Origin of the sequence: Mesorhizobium sp. B2-3-6 (assembly GCF_006442305.1) — a bacterium.
GTDB lineage: Bacteria > Pseudomonadota > Alphaproteobacteria > Rhizobiales > Rhizobiaceae > Mesorhizobium.
Genome location: NZ_VFVW01000005.1, coordinates 346143 through 365424 on the forward strand (window position 1 = coordinate 346143; position 19282 = coordinate 365424).

The following is a 19282-nucleotide window of genomic DNA, read 5'->3' on the forward strand; positions in this document are numbered from 1 at the left end:
GTCCCAATCGCGCAGGCAGTCTCCAAACGCATGAGCCTCGTCAAGAAATTCGCTACGGTCGCTTCCGGCACGCTGATGAGCCGCGCGCTCGGTTTCGGCCGCGAGATGCTGATGGCGGCAGCACTGGGCACCGGACCGGTGGCCGACGCCTTCAACGCCGCCTTCCAGTTTCCCAACACCTTTCGCCGGCTGTTCGCCGAAGGCGCCTTCAACGCCGCCTTCGTGCCGCTGTTCGCCAAGGAGATCGAGACGCACGGCACCGACGGCGCCAAGCGCTTTTCAGAGGAAGTGTTCGGGGTGCTGTTCACGGCGCTGCTGGCGCTGACCATCGCCATGGAACTGGCGATGCCGCTGATCGTGCGCTACCTAGTGGCGCCGGGTTTCGCCGACACGCCGGGCAAGTTCGAGACGACCGTCACTCTGGCGACGATCATGTTCCCCTATCTCATCTGCATGTCGCTGGCCGCCATGATGGCGGGCATGCTGAATTCGCTACGCCGCTATTTCGCCGCGGCGATCGCGCCTGCCTTTCTCAACATCATCCTGATCAGCGTGCTTGGCTATGCCTGGTATCATGGGCTGGATGCGCATGCCGTCGGCTTCAGCCTGTCCTGGGGCGTTCTGGCGGCGGGCCTCGTGCAGCTCGCCATCGTCTGGGTGGCGGTTCGCAACGCCGGCATCTCGATCGGTTTCCGCCGGCCGAAGATGACGCCGAACGTGAAGCGGCTCCTGATCCTGGCGCTGCCGGCGGCGATCACCGGCGGCATCACCCAGATCAACCAGCTGATAGGCACCGCCATCGCCTCGGCGCAGGACAGCGCCGTCTCCTCGCTCGCCTATGCCGACCGCGTCTACCAGCTGCCACTTGGCGTGGTCGGCGTCGCCGTTGCGATCGTGCTGTTGCCGGAACTGTCGCGGGCGCTGAAGTCGGGCAATCTGATCGAGGCGGCCAATCTGCAAAACCGCTCGGTCGAATTCACCTTGTTCATGACCTTGCCGGCTGCGGTGGCGCTCTGGGTCATGTCTGAGCCGATCGTGCGGCTGGTCTATGAGCGCGGCGCGTTCGCCGCCAACCATTCGACGCCTGTCGTGGCGGCGATCCTGGCGATCTTCGGGCTCGGCCTGCCGGCCTTCGTGCTGATCAAGGCGTTCACCCCGGGCTATTTCGCCCGCGAGGACACACGCACGCCGATGATCTTCGCCGCCATCTCGGTGGCGGTGAACGTCGCCACCGCGCTGACGCTGTTTCCGAGGATGGGCGCGCCCGGCATCGCCGTGGCCTCGGCGGTGGCCGGCTGGGTCAACGCGCTGATGCTGCTCGGGGTGCTGATCCGGCGCGGCCATTGGGGCCGCGACGTGCCTCTTTTGAAGCGCATTCCGCGTCTGGTGCTCTCGGCGGCGGTGATGGGCGTCGCCCTCTATTTCGCCGAACACTGGCTGAGCGCCAGGCTCGGCTCCGGCTCGCCGCTGGTCGTCAAGGCGACGACGCTGCTGGGGCTGGTGGCCGGCGGGGCGCTGCTCTACTTCGTCACGGCCTTTGCCAGCGGCGGCGCCGATTTCGGCATGATCCGCCGCAATGTGAAGCGCGGCTCAGGCAAGGCGACACCACCAGCCGTAAACGCCGAGCTGGACGAGTAGGCCGGGCAGCCCGACTGCAATAGCAGTCTTGATTGCAGCGTCATGTTCGTCCATAAGCGCGCCGTCGCAAGACTTTCGCCGCACGCGGTTTCCAGCCGCGTGATTGGCTCCGAAAAGTCTGCAACTTTTCGGAATCACGCTTATACGGCCCTCCACAAGCCACGAGGAAACCATGTCCGCCTTCAAGCCACTCGTCTTCTCCGGCGTCCAGCCGACCGGCAATCTGCATCTTGGCAACTATCTCGGCGCCATCAAGAAATTCGTCGCCCTGCAAGAGACGTCCGACTGCATCTACTGCGTCGTCGACCTGCATTCGCTGACGGCCCAGCTGGTTTATGACGACCTCAAGGACCAGACGCGCTCCATCACCGCCGCATTCCTTGCCTCCGGCATCGATCCGAAGAAGCACATCGTGTTCAACCAGTCGCGGGTGATGCAGCACGCCGAGCTCGCCTGGATTTTCAACTGCGTGGCGCGCATCGGCTGGATGAACAAGATGACGCAGTTCAAGGACAAGGCCGGCAAGGACCGCGAGAACGCCTCGCTCGGCCTGCTTGCCTATCCCTCGCTGATGGCAGCCGACATCCTGCTCTACCGCGCCACCCATGTGCCGGTCGGCGAGGACCAGAAGCAGCATCTGGAACTGACGCGCGACATCGCCCAGAAATTCAACAACGACTTTTCGGACCGCATCGCCGGTCTTGGCGTCGGCGTCGAGATGCAGGTCGGAGAGGAAATTGTGAACGGCTACTTTCCGATCACCGAGCCGGTCATCGGCGGGCCGGCGGCGCGCATCATGTCGTTGCGCGACGGCTCCAAGAAGATGTCGAAGTCGGACCCGTCGGATCTGTCGCGCATCAATCTGACCGACGATGCCGACGCCATCTCCAAGAAGATCCGCAAGGCCAAGACCGATCCGGAAGCCTTGCCGAGCGAAGTGGACGGCCTCGCCACCCGGCCGGAAGCGGAAAACCTGGTCGGCATTTATGCCGGCCTTGCGGACATATCGAAAGAGGCGGTGCTGAAGGAGTTCGGCGGCCAGCAGTTTTCGGTGTTCAAGCCGGCACTGGCCGACCTGGCAGTCGAAAAACTGGCTCCCGTCGCCGCCGAAATGCGCCGCATTTCCGATGACCGCGCCTATGTCGACGCGGTGCTGAGGGACGGCGGCGAGCGCGCCGGCGTGCTGGCCGAAGCGACGATGAAGACGGTGCGCGACATCATCGGGCTGCTGCAGGACTGATCCGCATCCTTAGGCCCCGCACCATACCGGCCAAAGACCGGCGGCTTGCCGCCGGTCAGCCGCAGTGGCAGATTGCGGCCGAAATGACATCGAGTAAATAGACATGGTCTCCAAACGCCTCAGCCGCGAAGCCGGACATCGCCGGAAGTTCCTGGCGATCATCGACGATACGCCCGAATGCGAGCGCGCCGTCGCCTACGCCTCGAAGCGGGCGCTGAGCACCAGCGGCGTGCTGGTGCTGCTCTATGTCATCGAACCGGACGATTTCCAGCACTGGCTGGGCGTCGAGAAGATCATGCGCGAGGAGGCGACCGCCACCGCACGCACCGCGCTCGACAGCTACGCCAACAAGGTGCGCCAGAAGCTCGGCATCGAACCCGAGATGGTGGTGCGCGAGGGCAAGCCCACCGAAGAGATCCACAAGCTGATCGAGGAAGATCAGGATATCGCCATCCTGGTGCTGGCGGCCGGCGCCGGCAAGGAAGGGCCAGGGCCGCTGGTCGGCGCCGTGGCCGGCAAGGGCGCCGCCTTCCCTATCCCGGTGACCGTGGTGCCGCAAAACCTTTCGGACGAGGAAATCGACAGCCTCGCCTAAAGCGTATCGATATTCGGGTGATGCCGGCCTACAAATGCCGGGTTCCTGCGCTTCCGGTGCTCACGTACTTCAAGTACGCTCCGCTCCGGTTCTCGGAAACCACCATTTTCGACTCGGCCTGACCCGAATCTCGACACACTTCATAGTGCTTGGCAGGAGTCGCAAAAACATTCCGCCAGCCAGCCATTCGGGCGATGCGTTTCGCTTGAATGTCCAGCCGATAGGGCTTATTTAGAATTATTCCAAACTATCTGCCCGAGACGGGCACGGAGACGGCCATGTTCATCCAGACCGAATCGACGCCAAACCCGGCGACGCTGAAATTCCTGCCCGGCAAGGAAGTGCTTTTGGAAGGCACCGCCGATTTCCGTGATGCCGATAGCGCGGCGACGGCCTCGCCGCTGGCCGGCCGGCTGTTCGAAATACCGGGCGTCACCGGCGTCTTCTTCGGCTACGACTTCATCACCGTGACCAAGGACGGCCCCGACTGGCAGCATCTCAAGCCGGCGATCCTGGGCGCAATCATGGAGCATTTCATGTCCGGCGCGCCTGTCATGGCCAACGCCGGCCCGGCCGCGGAGACCAGCCAGACCGGCGAGTTCTATGACAAGGCCGACGAGGAACTCGTCATCACCATCAAGGAGCTGCTCGACACGCGGGTGCGCCCGGCAGTGGCCCAGGATGGCGGCGACATCACCTTCCGCGGTTTCGAGAACGGCACCGTGTTCCTGCACATGAAGGGCGCCTGCGCCGGCTGCCCGTCATCGACGGCGACGCTGAAGCACGGCATCCAGAACCTGCTCCGCCACTTCGTTCCCGAGGTCCAGCAGGTCGAACAGGTCGCCTGACCGTTCGCCTTCGCCGAGCGCGACAACGATTCTCAAATGCAAGCAACAAAAAACCGGGCCGAATTGCCCGGTTTTTTGTTGGGGACGTCCGTTGTTGCCTAGACGGTCCGCGTACGAACGGTTTTGACCATGAACCTCGCGGTCACGGTCAGAGAACGATGACTTTGGCGCCGACCTCGGCGCGATCGTAAAGGTCGATGATGTCCTGGTTCATCAGCCGGATGCATCCCGACGACATCGCCTTGCCGATCGAGTTCCATTCCGGGCTGCCATGCAGGCGATAGCCCATGTCGCCGCCCTTGTTGAACAGGTACAGCGCGCGCGCGCCGAGCGGGTTCTTCAGGCCCGGCTCCATGCCGCCGGCGAACTTGGCGAGTTCCGGCTGGCGCTTGATCATCTGCGACGGCGGCGTCCAGGTCGGCCATTCGCGCTTGATGGCGACATGGGCGGTGCCATGCCACTCGAAGCCCTCGCGGCCGACGCCGATGCCGTAGCGAATTGCCCGGCCGTCACCCTCGACGAAGTAGAGGAACTTGTTCTGCGTATCGACGATGATGGTGCCCGGCTTTTCCTTGGTGTCGTAGCTCACCTCCTGGCGGTGATACTTCGCGGGCACCTTTTCGATCGGGATGCGCGGCAGCTGGTAGCCGGCGTCGGTCACCGCGCCATAGTCGTTGGAGAATATCTGCCCGCCAATGGTGCTGCAACCGGCGAGTGCGGTCGACAGCGCCAGTGCGGCAATTACTGCAAGCGACTTCATGCGCATGAGGTGATCCGTGCCCCGCCAAACATCCGCGGCACGAGTCGGCCGCTTTCTTGCCATCATTCATGCTGGCATTTGCTTTGCTTGCCAAGTACGCGATGCCTATATGCAAGACCTCACCTGCCGGTAAGCCAGCAACTGCGGCATTTCGGCAACAGCCTTCACCGGATTGTGAAGGAAATTCAATGGCCATGACTCTCGGGCCAGCAGGAATCGAGGAACAACCATGAATGTCGGCGACGCCGCCCAGCGTTCCGGTCTGCCAGCCAAGACCATCCGCTACTATGAGGAAATTGGCCTGATCGCGCCTGCGCGTGCCGGCAACGGCTATCGCGACTATTCGGGCGACGACATCCATCGGCTGACCTTCCTGCGCCGTGCCCGCAACCTGGGCTTTTCCATCGACGATTGCCGCCAGTTGATGGCGCTTTACCAGGACCGCAGCCGCGCCAGCCACGACGTGCGCGAGATCGCCACCGCCCATGTCAGGGCGATCGAGGAGAAGGTGCGCGAGCTGCAGTCGATGCGATCGACCCTGCAGAAGCTCGTCCAGGCCTGCCATGGCGACGACCGGCCGGACTGCCCGATCATCGATGACATTGCGGGAACCGCGCCGCTCGGCGATAAAGCCGTCACGGTCGCATAGATCCGTGCCGGCCAGGCCCGACGCCTCTCGGCTACGGAGGGAGGATGCCGATGGCCTCGATGACTGTCGAACTGCACAATGTCGAAGGCACCGAAGCCGCCATGGGCTGGGCCGGCGGCCACACGATCGTCGTCGACCGGCCCGAGGGCAAGGCCGGCGGCATGGGCCTGGGCTTCAATGGCGGCCAGCTGCTGGCGCTGGCGATTGGCGGCTGCTTCTGCAACGACCTTCGCTATGTCGCCGACGAGATCGGCGTGAAACTCGGCAGGATCGCCGTCTCGGTGAGGCTTGACCTCGACGGCAAGCCCCTGCTGGCGACCGCGGCAAGGATGACGGTTTCCTGCGAGACCTTGGACGGGTCCGATCCCCAAAGGATCATTGACCGTGCAAGCGTGGTTTCCACGGTCAGCAACTCGTTGCGCCAGGGCGTGCCGGTTACGATCGAAACGACGGGGCCTGGTCGCTCATAAACGCCAGGACTTCTCCCGCGCCGTAGGTCGTCCCGCCACGTTCACCCATCACGGAAAGTGAAGGTGGCCATACGGTTCTCCGTGCCTGCTCATGCTATCGAGCACCCATTGATTTGGGTGGCCACCAAATGAGCGGTACGGGTTCAAATCGTGAACAAAATCTGGCATGGTCCCGTCATGCCAATCATCTCACCGATTCCCCTGAACCCGCTCATCGATGGTCGCCAGTCCGAACGCGCCATGCTGGTGCGGCGCGGGGTGCAGCGCCTGCTCCGCGAAATGGGCGCGCATGTGCTGCCCGAACTGTCCCTGGCGACCGGCCGCCGCGCCGACCTCGTGGCGCTGACCCGCCAGGGCGACATCTGGATCATCGAGATCAAGTCCTCGGTCGAGGATTTTCGCGTCGACCGCAAATGGCCCGACTACCGGCTGCACTCGGATCGCTTCTTCTTCGCCACCCATCCCGGCGTGCCGGCGGAGATTTTTCCCGAAGAATGCGGCTTCATCCTCTCCGACGGCTATGGCGCCGAGATTTTGCGCGAGGCGCCCGAGCACCGCATGGCGGCGGCTACGCGCAAGGCGCTGATGCTGCGCATCGCGCGGGCCGGTGCCGCGCGGCTTTTGGCGGCGGAACTCGCCGGAGTGGCCGTGCCGGCGCTGGAGGGGGAGAGCGAGTAGGCTGCCTCGCAGAACCTGCGCTTGTGGACCTCTACTCCTCGCCTTCATCCGCCCCGCTCGCCGCCGGCGCCATCAGCAGGACCGCCGCTCCGAGCAGCGCCGCGACCAGGGAGCCGGAGAGAATGCCGACCTTGACCGCGTCCTGCAGCGCCGTGTCGTTGGCGAAGGCGAGCAGGCCGATGAACAGGCTCATGGTGAAGCCGATGCCGCACAGCAGCGAGATGCCGATCATGTGCAGCCAACCGGCATGGGCCGGCAGGTCGGCGAGACCGAAGCGGATGGCGAGCGCGGAGGAACCGAACACGCCGACCAGCTTGCCGACGACGAGGCCGGCGGCAACGCCGAGTGTCAGCGGCTCGAACAGCGCGCCGACGCTGAGGCCCGCCAGCGAAACGCCGGCATTGGCAAAGCCGAAGATGGGGATGACGACGAAGGGCACTATTGCGTGCAGGCCGTGCTCGAGCCGGTGCAGCGGCGAATGGTCGAGATCGTGTTCGATGCCGGCTGTGCGTTCGAGCGGAATGGTTAGCGCCAGCGCCACGCCGGCAAGCGTGGCATGCACACCCGACTTCAGCACCAGCACCCACAGGATCGCACCGAGCACGAGGTAAGGCACGAGGCTCATCACCCGCATGCGGTTGAGCACGACAAGCGCGGCGATCACCGCGAAGGCGGCGCCCAAATAGGCAAGCGACAGACCGCTCGTGTAGAAGATCGCGATGATGATCACCGCGCCGAGATCGTCGATGATGGCAAGGGCGGTGAGAAAGATTTTCAGCGAGGCCGGCACGCGGCTGCCAAGCAGCGATAGCACGCCGAGCGCGAAGGCGATGTCGGTGGCGGTCGGGATCGCCCAGCCGGACAGCGCGCCCGCATTGTCACGGTTGATGGCGACATAGGCCAGCGCCGGCACCACCATGCCGCCGGCCGCCGCGATGCCGGGCAGCACCCTGCGCGGCCAGGTCGAGAGCTGGCCGTCCAGCATCTCGCGCTTGATCTCCAGGCCGACGAGCAGGAAGAATACCGCCATCAGCCCGTCATTGACCCAATGCGACACGCTGAGCGGGCCGAGATAGGCGTGGAGGACGGCAAAATAGGTTCCGGAGAGCGGTGAGTTGGCGACGATCAAGGCCAATGCCGCCGCCACCATCAGCATGATGCCGCCGGCCGCCTCGCTGTCGAGAAATTCGCGCAAGACGGAAACCGGCCGCTGTTTCAAGTCCCGCATTTCACCCTCCGTTATGCCGCCCTGTCCGGCAGGCTTTATTGTCGAGGCCGGCGCCGCCCCTCATTGCCCTGCCGGGCATTTCTCCCCGTATAGTGATGGGGAGAAAGAGGCTGGCCGCAGCGTCGGCGCCTTTTTGCAACGCTGGTGGTTAGCGAAATCGGCGATGACAGCGCCCCTCTCCCCGTCACTATACGGGGAGAAATGCCCGGCAGGGCAATGAGGGGCGGGGCCGAGTTCGACAATTGGATGCTTCCCCGTAAGCAGAAACCGGTCCGAAGGAATGCTCAGCGCATCGCGCTCCTAGCGCGGCGCGCGCTTGGCCAGGATGCGCTGCAGGGTGCGGCGATGCATGTTGAGGCGGCGCGCGGTCTCGGAGACGTTGCGCTCGCACATTTCGTAGACACGCTGGATGTGCTCCCATCGCACGCGGTCGGCCGACATCGGATTTTCCGGGGGCGCGGCGCGCTCGCCGGCCGTGCGGGTTAGCGCAGCAAAGACGTCGTCGGCGTCGGCCGGCTTCGACAGATAGTCGACGGCGCCGAGCTTCACCGCCGTCACCGCGGTGGCGATGTTGCCGTAGCCGGTCAGGATGATCGCGCGGGAATCCTCGCGCTTCTCACGGATGGCGGCCACGACGTCGAGGCCGTTGCCGTCGCCAAGCCGCATATCGACCACCGCGTAGGCGGGCGGATTGGCGCGTGCCTTGCCGACCGCCTCCTCGACGCTCTCGGCCGTTTCGACCACGAACCCCCTGGTTTCCATGGCGCGGGCCAGACGGGTCAGGAACGGTTTGTCGTCGTCGACGATCAGAAGCGAGGTGTCCTCGCCCTCAACCATTGCGCCATTGTTTTCATCGCCTGTCATCGTCTTGAAATTCCTGCTGCCTTAATTTTACGCAGATATAGTTTTGCGTGGCGATTGTCCAATTTACGCGGTGTCAAACATCGTCGCGGGCGCCGATTCCGGGTTCAGGAAAACATTTCTGGGCCATGAAATCCGTACCATGGCGCCCTCGCCCAATCCGCTCGAATTGCGAAAGTCGAGCGTGGCGCCCGATCGCTCGAGCAATGTCTTGGCGATGAAAAGGCCCAGCCCCAGCCCGCCGCCGGCCTCCGTGCCCTGGCGTGTCGACATATAGGGCTCGCCGATGCGGTCGATGATCTCGGGCGGAAAGCCGGGACCGTCATCGATGATCGAGAAGGTGACGGTGGCCTCGTCCCAGCTCCAGCGCACGGTGACGCTCTCGCGGGCGAAATCGACGGCGTTCTCCACCAAATTGCCAAGGCCGTAGATGACGCCGGGATTGCGGCGCCCGACCGGCTCGGGGCCGCTGCGCTCGCCGGGCCTGAGCTTGATCGAGATGCCGAAGTCGCGGTGCGGCGCGGTGACCTCCTCGACCAGCGAGGTCAAAGGCAGGCGGGACAAATGCGCCTCTCCCTCGGACGACAGGCTGGTCAGGCGCTTGAGGATCTCGCGGCACCGCTCGCTCTGGGAGCGCAGCAGCGTCACATCCTCCCCATATTTCGCGTCCTTGCCGAGCGCCTTTTCCATCTCCTTGGCGACCAGCGTGATGGTGGCGAGCGGCGTGCCGAGCTCATGCGCGGCGGCGGCGGCCAACCCGTCGAGCGCCGACAGATGCTGCTCGCGCTGGAGCACCAGTTCGGTGGCGGCGAGCGCATTGGCCAGCAGGCGGGCTTCCGCGGCCACGCGGAAGGCGTAAATGGCGGTGAAGGCGATCGAAGACAGCACCGCCATCCACATGCCGGCAACATAGATGAAGGGCATCGCCAGCGGCGCGCCTTCATGCCAAGGCAATGGCAAGTGGAAGAAGACCAGCAAGGTCGCCGCCGTCATCACCAGCCCCCCAAGCACCGCGGTCAGGCGCAAGGGCAGCGACGTCGCCGAAATGACCACGGGCACCGTCATCAGCAGCGAGAACGGATTGGTAAGGCCGCCGGTCATGTAGAGCAGGCCGGCAAGCTGGAGGCTATCAAAGATCAGGATGCCGAAGGCCGCGAACGGCGTGAGCCGGTGCGCGGCCGGGAACCGAAAGGCAAGGAGCAGGTTCATCCAGGCCGAACAGGCGATCAGGGCAAAGCACAGGCTGACCGGCAGTGGGAATTTCAGGCCGTAGGCGACGAAAAGCACCGTCACGCTCTGGCCGACAATGGCAAGCCAGCGCAGCCGGATCAGCGTGTTGAGGCGCAGTCGCTGGCTCTGCTGGAAGTCGGGAGAACGCAATACGTTGATCATGGCCATGAAATACAGCCGCGAAGCGGCGAGCGCTAGGTGGATGACGAAGCGATGGCGTTTGCGCCAATCGCCAAGCAACTACGTCCCGCGCGGCTTGGCGCGGCTGGTGGCGGCGGCGAGCAGCGGATTTTCCGGCCACACGTGCTTGGGATAGCGACCGCGCATGTCGGCGCGCACATCGGCCCAGGAGCCGCGCCAGAAGCCGGGCAGGTCACGCGTCGTCTGGATCGGCCGGTGCGCGGGCGACAGCAGTTCGAGCGTCAGCGGCACGGTGCCGCCTGCGATTGCAGGGTGCCGGTCGAAGCCGAACAGTTCCTGGACACGAACCGCCAAAACGGGCCATTCGCCGTCATAGCGGATCGGCACGCGACTGCCGGACGGCACGTCGAAATGGGTCGGCGCAAGCGCGTCGATCCGGCGCTGCAAATCGTGCGGCACAAGCGCCGTCAGCCCGGCCGGGACGACACCCGGATCGATGGCCGAGAAGGATGCGGCACCCGACAGGAACGGCAGCAGCCAGTCGTCGAGGCGATCGATAAGTGCCGTGTCGGACATATCGGGCCACGGCGCCCCAAGGCCGCGATGCAGCCAGGACAGGCGCTGGCGCAGCGTCTCGGCCTCCTTGCTCCAGCTCAGCAGCGAAAGTCCATGTTCGCGCAAGGCGTCAAGCATGGCGCGGTCGGCCTCATTGCCGGTTGGCGGAGGCAGCATGCGCTCGGCCAGCGTGATAGCGCCGAGGCGTACGGTTTCGCGCACGCGCACGGCGCGGCGCTCGCGATCGAAGCTCGTTTGCCTGCGGGTTTCGATCCTTTCCGCCAGTGCTGAACGAATATCGTCCTCGCTGATCGCCGCCGCCGCCGTGATGCGCGCATTCTGCGCCTTGCCCTGCAGGTCGGCGACAACCAGAAACGCCTCGCCGGCAAGCGGATCGGCAGCATCGAGCATGGCACCGGAGCCGTTGGCCAGCACGAAACGCCCGCGCTCGCCGCGCGCCTTGGCGACGCGGTCGGGCCAGGCATGGATGAGGAGAGGACCAGCGCTGCCACCCTCCCCCTTGTGGGGAGGGTCGGCGCGTAGCGCCGGGGTGGGGGTGCGGCGCCAAAGCCCCCCGCCCCGCTCCGCTTCGCGGATCGACGTTCCGGGGCGAGCCACGGGTCTCGCCCGTCCTTCGGACCCCCATAAGGGGGAGGGTGAAGAGGCCTGCCTCGCCAGGCGTTCGGCGAGTTGCCGCGCGGCGGTGGCGCGCGGCGATCTTTCCTGGCGAAAGCGCATCAGCCGGCGTTCGAGATCGGCGCCGTCACCGCCCAACCCGCGCTCGGTCAGCAGCACCGCGAGCATGGCCGCCTCGCCGGCATGGCCGCCGCGGGCCGCCTCGGCGACCATATGCGCCAGCCGCACCGGCAGAGCGAGCTTGCGCATCGCGGCGCCCGCTTCCGTCAGCCGCCCCGCCTCGTCGATGGCATCAAGCGCGCGCAGCAGCGCCCTTGCCTCGTTGAGCGCCGGGGCCGGCGGCGGATCGAGGAAGGCGAGGCTCGTCGGATCGGCGACGCCGAAGGCGGCGCAGTCAAGCAGCAGGCCGGAAAGGTCGGCCTCGAGGATTTCCGGCGGGGTGAAGGCTGGAAGCGACGCCGTCTGTTCGGCGCGCCACAGTCGGATGGCGACGCCGGCCTGCGTGCGTCCGGCACGGCCGGCGCGCTGGTCGGCGGAGGCCTTGCTGGCGCGCACCGTCTCCAGCCGCGTCAGGCCGCTGGCCGGCTCGTAGCGCGGCAGCCGCGACAGGCCGGAATCGATGACGACCCGCACGCCGTCGATGGTGATGGAGGTCTCGGCGATCGACGTAGCCAGCACCACCTTGCGGCGGCCCGCCGGCGCCGGCCTGATCGCCGCGTCCTGCGCCTTGCCATCGAGCATGCCGTAGAGCGGCACGATATCGGTGTCGGCGCCGACCTTGCCGGCAAGCCGCTCGGCGGTGCGCTCGATCTCGCGCTGGCCGGGCAGGAAGGCAAGCACGCTGCCGCTCTCGTCGGCAAGAGCGGAGCGGATCGCCTTGGCCATGGCATCTTCGATTGCGATGCCGGCCGGCCGTTCGTCGTAGCGGATGTCGACGGGAAAGGCACGGCCTTCGCTTTCGATCACCGGCGCGCCCGACAACAGCCTCGCGACACGGGCGCCGTCCAGCGTCGCCGACATCACCAAGACGCGCAGGTCCGGCCGCAGCGCGCCTTGCACGTCGAGCGCCAAAGCGAGGCCGAAATCGCCGTCGAGCGAGCGCTCGTGGAATTCGTCGAAGATCACGGCCGAGATTCCGGGCAGTTCGGGATCGTCAAGGATCATCCGCGCCAGCACACCTTCTGTGACGACCAGTATTTTTGTCCGGGCCGAAGTGCGGTTCTCCATGCGCATGGCATAGCCGACGGTGGCGCCGGGCTCCTCATCAAGCAATTCGGCCATGCGGCGGGCGGCGGCGCGGGCGGCGAGCCGGCGCGGCTCCAGCAGCACGATCTTGCCCGTGCCCAGCCATGGCGCATCGAGCAGCGCCAGCGGCACCAGCGTCGTCTTGCCGGCGCCGGGCGGCGCCACAAGCACGGCGCCGTTGCCGGAGCCGAGTGCATGGCCCAGCGCCGGCAGCACGGCGGATACCGGAAGCTCCGGCAAGACTTTTGTCGTCATCGCGCCCGCATATCAGCGCTCGTGGTCGCCATGCAACCGGCGCCAGATCAAAGCCGGGTGCGCGAAAATGGGTTCCAGCGCACCGTGCCCAACCGTACTTCCTCGCGCACCATGGTGAGCAGGCCGGACCCACCGACGACCGCGAGGCCGACCAGCGACAGCCAGTCGGGATATTCCCGGAAGAACAGCGCACCGAGGATGACCGCCCAGACCATCTGCGAGTAATGCGTCGGCGCGATCCGGTTGGCGGGCGCGTATTTGACGGCCAGCAGCTGCAGCAATTGTCCGCATGCGGTGAAGGCGCCGGCCATTATCAGCCATGCAAGCTGCCTTGCGTCGGGAAGCGTGAACGAGGTAGCGGCGATGCCGATGCCGTTGAACAACAGGCCGTAGCCGATCAGCACGCCGAGCATGGTCGTGCGCTTTTCCTGCTTTGCCAGCGAGCGCATCAGGATGACGCTGGCGGCTGCCAGAAAGGCCACGCCAAAGGCGGCGAGGTGTCCAAGATTGAGTTCGCGAAAACCCGGTCTCACCACCAGCATGACGCCAGCAAAACCGGCGACCACCGCCAGCCAGCGCCAGGGCCCGACCTTTTCCTTGAGGACGACCGTGGAGAGGATGGTGACGCAGAGCGGCGCCAGGAAGACGAGCGCGTAGACTTCGGCCAGCGGAATGGTGGTGAAGGCATAGACGCTGAGCACGCCCGAGGCGATACCCGCCCAGGCGCGCGCCTGCACCGCCCAGGGTCGTTTGGTGCGCCAGAAATCACGCCAACGCTCGTCCGCCGGCCGGGTGAAGAAGAGCAAACAGCCGGCGAACAATATCGAGAAGAAACCGATCTCGAACACCGTGAACTGCCCGCCCAGGCTTTTGACAACGGCATCGCTGCCCGAATAGCTTGCATAGGCGATCAGGGCGAGCAGGATTCCGTTCGTCACGTTTTTCCATTTCCGGGGAGAGAAGCGTTGAAAATACTGGCGCTCGGCGCGCATCCTGACGACATCGAGATATTCATGTTCGGTACGATGGCGGCCTATGCGGCGCAAGGCGCAGAACTGACTTTTGCCATAGCCACGGATGGTGCCAGGGGCGGCAAGAGCGATCCCACGGTTCTCGCCCGTGTCCGTCGCGAGGAGGCAACGGCCGCGGCCGCGCTGCTCGGGGCGGCGCCGCGCTTCCTCGACTTTCCCGACGGCAGGCTGGTGGCGGATAACGCGCTGATCGGCGCGCTGAAGACGCTGATTGGCGAAACCGGACCGGATCTGGTGATTACCCATGCGTCCAACGACTATCACGCCGACCACCGCGCGCTGTCGGACGCCGTGCGCATCGCGGCGTCGTTCGCCGTACCGGTGCTGCATGCCGACACGATGGGCGGCACCGGATTCTCCCCGACCCATTATGTCGAGATATCAGCCCAGGCCGAGATCAAGGCCAAGGCGATCCGCCTGCACCAGTCGCAGGATCCGGAGCGCTTCGTCGACATCGCCCGCACGCAGAATTTTTTTCGCGCCGGCCAGTGCAACGGCGCGCCGGGATCACAGGCCGAAGCCTTCCGCTTCGAGCCGATGTTTCCCTTTGCAGACATTCGCGACCTGCTGCCGCCGGCGCCGCCGATCCGACCGGTCATCGTGAGCACCAAAAGGGTCGACTGAGCCGGGAGACGGCTGCTCCATCGCGGTGACAGTGCCCGACGACGAGACCACCGGCTGACGCACCGGTGCACACGGCCACATGGGCACGCCCGGGCCGGACCGTTGCTTTTCTTCCCGGAGGCCACGATGTCGCACCTTTGCGGCCAGGACCGGGCCGGATCAGACGAATTGAGGGAAGACATCGCCGGAAAAAACAGCATAGGCTATCGCCGGAGCGGCAAATCTTCCCGGGGAGGAAACGGATGGCTTCACGCTATCACGAGGTCTATGACGGCTGGAAACGCGACCCGGAAAAGTTCTGGGCGGATGCGGCGAACGCCATCGATTGGTACACGCCTTACGACAGGGTGTTCGATGCGGAAGCCGGCGTTTATGGCCGCTGGTTTACCGGCGCCACCTGCAACACCTGCTACAATGCCCTCGACCGGCATGTCGCCGGCGGGCGTGCCGACCAGATCGCGCTGATCCATGACAGCGCCATCACCGGCACCGTGAAGACATTCACCTATGCCGAGCTCAAACGCGAAGTGGTGGCGCTGACCTCGGTGCTGAAGAACCGCGGCGTCGGCAAGGGCGACCGCGTCATCATCTACATGCCGATGGTGGCGGAAGCGGCCATCGCCATGCTTGCCTGCGCCCGCATCGGCGCCGTGCATTCGGTCGTCTTCGGCGGTTTTGCCTCGCATGAGCTCGCCACCCGCATCGACGACGCCAGGCCGAAGGTGATCATTTCGGCCTCCTGCGGCCTGGAGCCCGGCCGCGTCGTCGCCTACAAGCCGCTGCTCGACAAGGCGATCGAGATATCCCGCCACAAGCCGGACGCCTGCCTGATCCTGCAGCGCGACCAATTGCGCTGCGAGCTCAGGGACAATTACGACATCGACTATGCGGACGCGGTCGCGCGCGAGCGGGCGGCCGGCGCCAATGTCGACTGCGTTCCGGTGCTTGCCACCGACCCGCTCTACATCATCTACACGTCAGGCACGACCGGCCAGCCCAAGGGCATCGTTCGCGACAATGGCGGCCACATGGTGGCGCTCGAATGGACGATGGAAAACGAGTTCGGCGTCAAGCCCGGCGAAGTGTTCTGGGCGGCGTCCGACGTCGGCTGGGTGGTCGGCCATTCCTACATCGTCTACGGGCCGCTGCTGCATGGCTGCACCAGCATCCTGTTCGAAGGCAAGCCGGTCGGCACGCCCGATGCCGGCACCTACTGGCGGGTGATCGCGCAGCATGGCGTGGTCGCCCTGTTCACCGCGCCGACGGCGTTCCGCGCCATCAAGGGGCAGGATCCCAGGGGCGAATTCGTCGCCAGATACGACCTGTCGAAATTCCGAACGCTGTTCCTCGCCGGCGAGCGCGCCGATCCCGAAACCATCAAATGGGCGGAGCAAAAACTGAACGTGCCGGTCATCGACCATTGGTGGCAGACCGAGACCGGCTCGCCAATGACCATCAACCCCGCGGGCCTTGGCCTGCTGCCGGTAAAATACGGCTCACCCGGCGTGCCGATGCCCGGCTACGACATCCGCGTGCTCGACGATGCCGGCCACGAGGTGCCGCGCGGCACGCTCGGCAATGTCGTGGTCAAGCTGCCGCTGCCGGCGGGCTGCCTGCCGACGCTGTGGAACGCCGACGCCCGTTTCCGCCAGGCCTATCTCGACGAGTTCCCCGGCTTCTACAAGACGGCCGATGCCGGCATGATCGACGAGGACGGCTACCTCTACGTGATGGCCCGCACCGACGACATCATCAATGTCGCCGGCCACCGGCTGTCGACCGGCGCCATGGAAGAGGTGCTGGCAACGCATCCCGATGTCGCGGAATGCGCCGTCGTCGGCATCGCCGATTCGATGAAGGGCCAGGTTCCGCTCGGCTTCGTCGTGCTCAACGCTGGTGTCTCGCGCGAGATCGGCCTCATCGAGAGCGAAGTGGTGGGGCTGGTGCGCGAGCGCATCGGCCCGGTCGCCGCCTTCAGGACGGTGGTGACGATCAAGCGGCTGCCGAAAACGCGGTCGGGAAAGATCCTGCGCGGGACCATGCAGAAGATCGCCGACAAGGAAGACTGGACCATGCCGGCGACGATCGACGACCCGGTCATCCTCGACGAGATCACGGCCGTGCTGAAGGAGCGCGGCATCGGGGTCTAGATGATCGGGCGCAGCAGACCCGATCCTTCCGTTTGTTGAGCGGTCGGCGCCAACTGTCACATCTGGCCAATCTTTTGTTGTGCAATGCAACAACAGACTCTAGGGTTTGGCTTGGGGGGCCATTCCAAAGGCACGGCATGGCTCAGCACAAGGCGACATTCGGCGGCGTCGACATATTGCGTTTCCTGGCCGCCGTCATGGTGATGTTCTATCACTATGGCTTCTGGGTATGGGCATTCCCTGACGGGGTTTCGGCGCGCGCGACCGGCGGCATCCCGCCCCATCCCGAAATGGCCTTGGTCGGCTCCGGCTGGGTCGGCGTGCAGATATTCTTCGTCATCAGCGGTTTCGTCATCGCCTTCAGCGCCGAGAATTCGACGCCGCTGCGGTTTTTCGAGGCAAGGGTGAAAAGGCTGGCGCCGGCGGTCTGGATCTGCGCGCCGGTGACCGCGGCGGTGCTGCTGCTCACCGGTCTGAGCTGGCCAACCGATGCCGTGATCAGGCTCGTTCGCACCGGCCTTTTCGCGCCCTACGGCCCTTGGGTGGACAGCGTCTACTGGACGCTCGGCATCGAGATCGCCTTCTACGCTGTCGTCTGGATCCTGTTGCGGCTTGGCCGCTTCCACCTGATGGAGACGGTGGCAATCGCGATCGGCCTCGTCAGCACGCTGTTCTGGTGCCTCTATTATCCGCTCGGCTGGTCCGACCTCGCCGAGACACGCTGGCTGCAGCTCGTCCTGGTGCACCATGGCTCTTTTTTCGCCGTCGGCGTGCTCATCTGGCTGATGCGGTTCAAGGCGGTGACGGCCTCGCGCCTGGCCTTCTGCCTGCTGTTCCTGGGCGGGGGCGTGCTGCAAATCGCCAGCTCGGTCGACGTCCACAGCATCAAGGTCGGTGCCGCGATGCCCTATGCGCCGCCGATCCTTGTCTTCCTGGTCGCCATCGCCCTAATGGCGTGGTCGCTGCGGCTCGACCTCAGCTGGAGCGGCTGGCGCCGGATCGGCTTGATGACCTACCCGCTCTATCTGATCCACGACGTCATCGGCGCGGCGATGCTCGGCGCGATGGTCGGCGCGGGATTTCCCTATCTCCTGTCGATGGCAATGGTCGGCGCGACCATGATCGCGGCAAGCTGGCTGGTGGCGACCGAAGCCGAACCGCGCATCCGGCTGCTGCTCGACCACACGGTGTTCCGCTACCGGCTCAGGGCCGCGTAGTCGCGATCTTGTTGACCAATTGACCAACGGGCACCTCGGTGCCTTCCTCGCAGGAGCGCACTGTCCAGCCGCAGGGTTCCGAGGCCTGGATAGTGAGTCGCGGCCCTGTACAAAGTTAGGGACCAATCGATGCGGATCGTCAGGATAGCCGAACTGGAAATCGATCCTGACCAGATCGACAGCTACAAGGCCCTGATTGCCGAAGAGATCGAGGCCTCCGTGCGAATCGAGCCGGGCGTGCTTTTCCTTCATGCCGTGTCGGAAAAAGGTGCGCCTGAAAAGGTGCGCGTGATCGAATGCTACGCCGATCAGACGGCGTACGAAGCCCATCTGACCACACCGCATTTTCTCAAGTACAAGACGCAAACGGCGAACATGGTGCGGTCGCTTCGGCTTATCGAAACCGACCCGATCGCGCTGTCTGCGAAACCCGGTCAGAACTCAAACTGACCAGGGCTTGGATCGACACCGCCGTCCATCCAGAGCGGACGACCGACCTGCCGTCGAAATCGCTGGCAAGCGAAATAGACTGATCTGCTCTGGGGCCGACCTGCTTCCAATCCATGTCGCCAACCTCAAAGCGCGTCGATTCCGCACAATCCGATATTGCTCCGGATGTCATTTCATAGACATCGCCAATCAGCCAAAGAAACCGGGCGTCACGGGCTAGCATGGCGTCTTTGGATCGGGCGCGGCTGCTTGAATCCGCCAAGCAGTACGGAAGCTACCTCGTTATAAATTCGACCCTTGAAGATGCCCGTACTTGTTTCGCCGGCTTGTTCGCTTTACGAACGGCAATGACCCTCATCTCTCGCATTGCCGCCCTTGCTTTGCTCGCCGTCATTGTCTTCGCGACGCTGTCGCCAATCCAGATGCGGCCCCACCTGGGTGACCCAGATTTCGAACGCGCCCTCGCCTACGTTCTGTTCGGCGTGGCGATGGGGCTCGGCTTTCCAAACCGCTTGGCTGGAACTGTCACTATAGTTGTCGTCGTAGCCACTGTGCTGGAGCTGATGCAGCTCCTCGAACCCGGACGGCATGCGCGCCTTTCGGACGGCTCGCTGAAGGCTTTGGCAGGCATCCTCGGAATAGTTGTCGTCCATCTCAGTCTTTTGGTGGCCAGCCGCTATTGGCCGCGTAAGCTGACATTGCCTGCCGGATGATGCCCGGGTTTAGACTCCCACTGTAGCCCGCCGTGGCCACATAGGCGATGACCTGCCTCGTCACTCAG

Annotated in this window: 18 protein-coding genes; 12 read left to right on the plus strand and 6 right to left on the minus strand. The window is 64.9% G+C overall.

Translation table 11 applies throughout. The annotated features are described in order from the left end of the window. Positions 1-30: 30 nt before the first annotated feature. From murJ to FJ953_RS17635, 4 genes are all read left to right on the plus strand, one after another. On the plus strand, positions 31-1638 hold the full coding sequence (gene murJ, locus FJ953_RS17620) for a murein biosynthesis integral membrane protein MurJ (RefSeq protein ID WP_140556847.1): 1608 nt from the start codon (positions 31-33) through the stop codon (positions 1636-1638). Between the two features lie 172 nt (positions 1639-1810). Next, positions 1811-2878, plus strand: a complete 1068-nt coding sequence (gene trpS / locus FJ953_RS17625) for a tryptophan--tRNA ligase (RefSeq protein ID WP_140497129.1) — start codon at positions 1811-1813, stop codon at positions 2876-2878. A 103-nt stretch (positions 2879-2981) separates the two neighbouring features. Then, complete coding sequence (locus FJ953_RS17630) at positions 2982-3473, plus strand: universal stress protein (RefSeq protein ID WP_140497131.1); 492 nt, start codon at positions 2982-2984, stop codon at positions 3471-3473. A gap of 278 nt (positions 3474-3751) precedes the next feature. After that, positions 3752-4321, plus strand: a complete 570-nt coding sequence (locus FJ953_RS17635; RefSeq protein ID WP_140497133.1) for a NifU family protein — start codon at positions 3752-3754, stop codon at positions 4319-4321. A gap of 148 nt (positions 4322-4469) precedes the next feature. Here the strand turns inward: FJ953_RS17635 and FJ953_RS17640 are convergent, their stop codons facing one another. Further along, complete coding sequence (locus FJ953_RS17640) at positions 4470-5087, minus strand: L,D-transpeptidase (RefSeq protein WP_140624882.1); 618 nt, start codon at positions 5085-5087, stop codon at positions 4470-4472. Positions 5088-5310: 223 nt separating this feature from the next. Here FJ953_RS17640 and cueR point away from each other — a divergent pair, with 223 nt between their 5' ends. From cueR to FJ953_RS17655, 3 genes are all read left to right on the plus strand, one after another. After that, on the plus strand, positions 5311-5730 hold the full coding sequence (gene cueR, locus FJ953_RS17645; RefSeq protein WP_140497137.1) for a Cu(I)-responsive transcriptional regulator: 420 nt from the start codon (positions 5311-5313) through the stop codon (positions 5728-5730). A gap of 50 nt (positions 5731-5780) precedes the next feature. After that, positions 5781-6200, plus strand: a complete 420-nt coding sequence (locus tag FJ953_RS17650; protein ID WP_140497139.1) for an OsmC family protein — start codon at positions 5781-5783, stop codon at positions 6198-6200. A gap of 177 nt (positions 6201-6377) precedes the next feature. Further along, positions 6378-6878, plus strand: a complete 501-nt coding sequence (locus FJ953_RS17655; protein WP_140513550.1) for an MmcB family DNA repair protein — start codon at positions 6378-6380, stop codon at positions 6876-6878. A gap of 31 nt (positions 6879-6909) precedes the next feature. Here the strand turns inward: FJ953_RS17655 and nhaA are convergent, their stop codons facing one another. From nhaA to FJ953_RS17685, 5 genes are all read right to left on the minus strand, one after another. After that, on the minus strand, positions 6910-8106 hold the full coding sequence (gene nhaA / locus FJ953_RS17660) for a Na+/H+ antiporter NhaA (protein WP_140624883.1): 1197 nt from the start codon (positions 8104-8106) through the stop codon (positions 6910-6912). A 300-nt stretch (positions 8107-8406) separates the two neighbouring features. After that, positions 8407-8970: an ActR/PrrA/RegA family redox response regulator transcription factor gene (locus tag FJ953_RS17670; RefSeq protein ID WP_140624884.1), complete on the minus strand. Its 564-nt coding sequence runs from the start codon at positions 8968-8970 to the stop codon at positions 8407-8409. Between the two features lie 63 nt (positions 8971-9033). Further along, positions 9034-10365, minus strand: a complete 1332-nt coding sequence (locus FJ953_RS17675; protein WP_140513548.1) for an ActS/PrrB/RegB family redox-sensitive histidine kinase — start codon at positions 10363-10365, stop codon at positions 9034-9036. Between the two features lie 72 nt (positions 10366-10437). Next, on the minus strand, positions 10438-13029 hold the full coding sequence (gene hrpB, locus FJ953_RS17680; protein ID WP_140624885.1) for an ATP-dependent helicase HrpB: 2592 nt from the start codon (positions 13027-13029) through the stop codon (positions 10438-10440). 47 nt (positions 13030-13076) lie between these two features. Then, positions 13077-13967, minus strand: a complete 891-nt coding sequence (locus FJ953_RS17685; RefSeq protein WP_140624886.1) for a DMT family transporter — start codon at positions 13965-13967, stop codon at positions 13077-13079. A gap of 27 nt (positions 13968-13994) precedes the next feature. On the opposite strand from FJ953_RS17685, the gene FJ953_RS17690 reads away from it, so the two are divergent. From FJ953_RS17690 to FJ953_RS30525, 5 genes are all read left to right on the plus strand, one after another. Next, complete coding sequence (locus FJ953_RS17690; RefSeq protein WP_140523588.1) at positions 13995-14684, plus strand: PIG-L deacetylase family protein; 690 nt, start codon at positions 13995-13997, stop codon at positions 14682-14684. A 242-nt stretch (positions 14685-14926) separates the two neighbouring features. Continuing rightward, positions 14927-16834: a propionyl-CoA synthetase gene (locus tag FJ953_RS17695; protein WP_140624887.1), complete on the plus strand. Its 1908-nt coding sequence runs from the start codon at positions 14927-14929 to the stop codon at positions 16832-16834. Positions 16835-16971: 137 nt separating this feature from the next. Next, positions 16972-18051, plus strand: a complete 1080-nt coding sequence (locus FJ953_RS17700) for an acyltransferase (RefSeq protein WP_140512945.1) — start codon at positions 16972-16974, stop codon at positions 18049-18051. 129 nt (positions 18052-18180) lie between these two features. Continuing rightward, complete coding sequence (locus FJ953_RS17705; protein ID WP_140497155.1) at positions 18181-18501, plus strand: putative quinol monooxygenase; 321 nt, start codon at positions 18181-18183, stop codon at positions 18499-18501. 221 nt (positions 18502-18722) lie between these two features. Continuing rightward, positions 18723-19214, plus strand: coding sequence for a hypothetical protein (locus tag FJ953_RS30525; protein ID WP_181171602.1), 492 nt, complete (start codon positions 18723-18725; stop codon positions 19212-19214). The last annotated feature ends 68 nt before the right edge of the window (positions 19215-19282 follow it).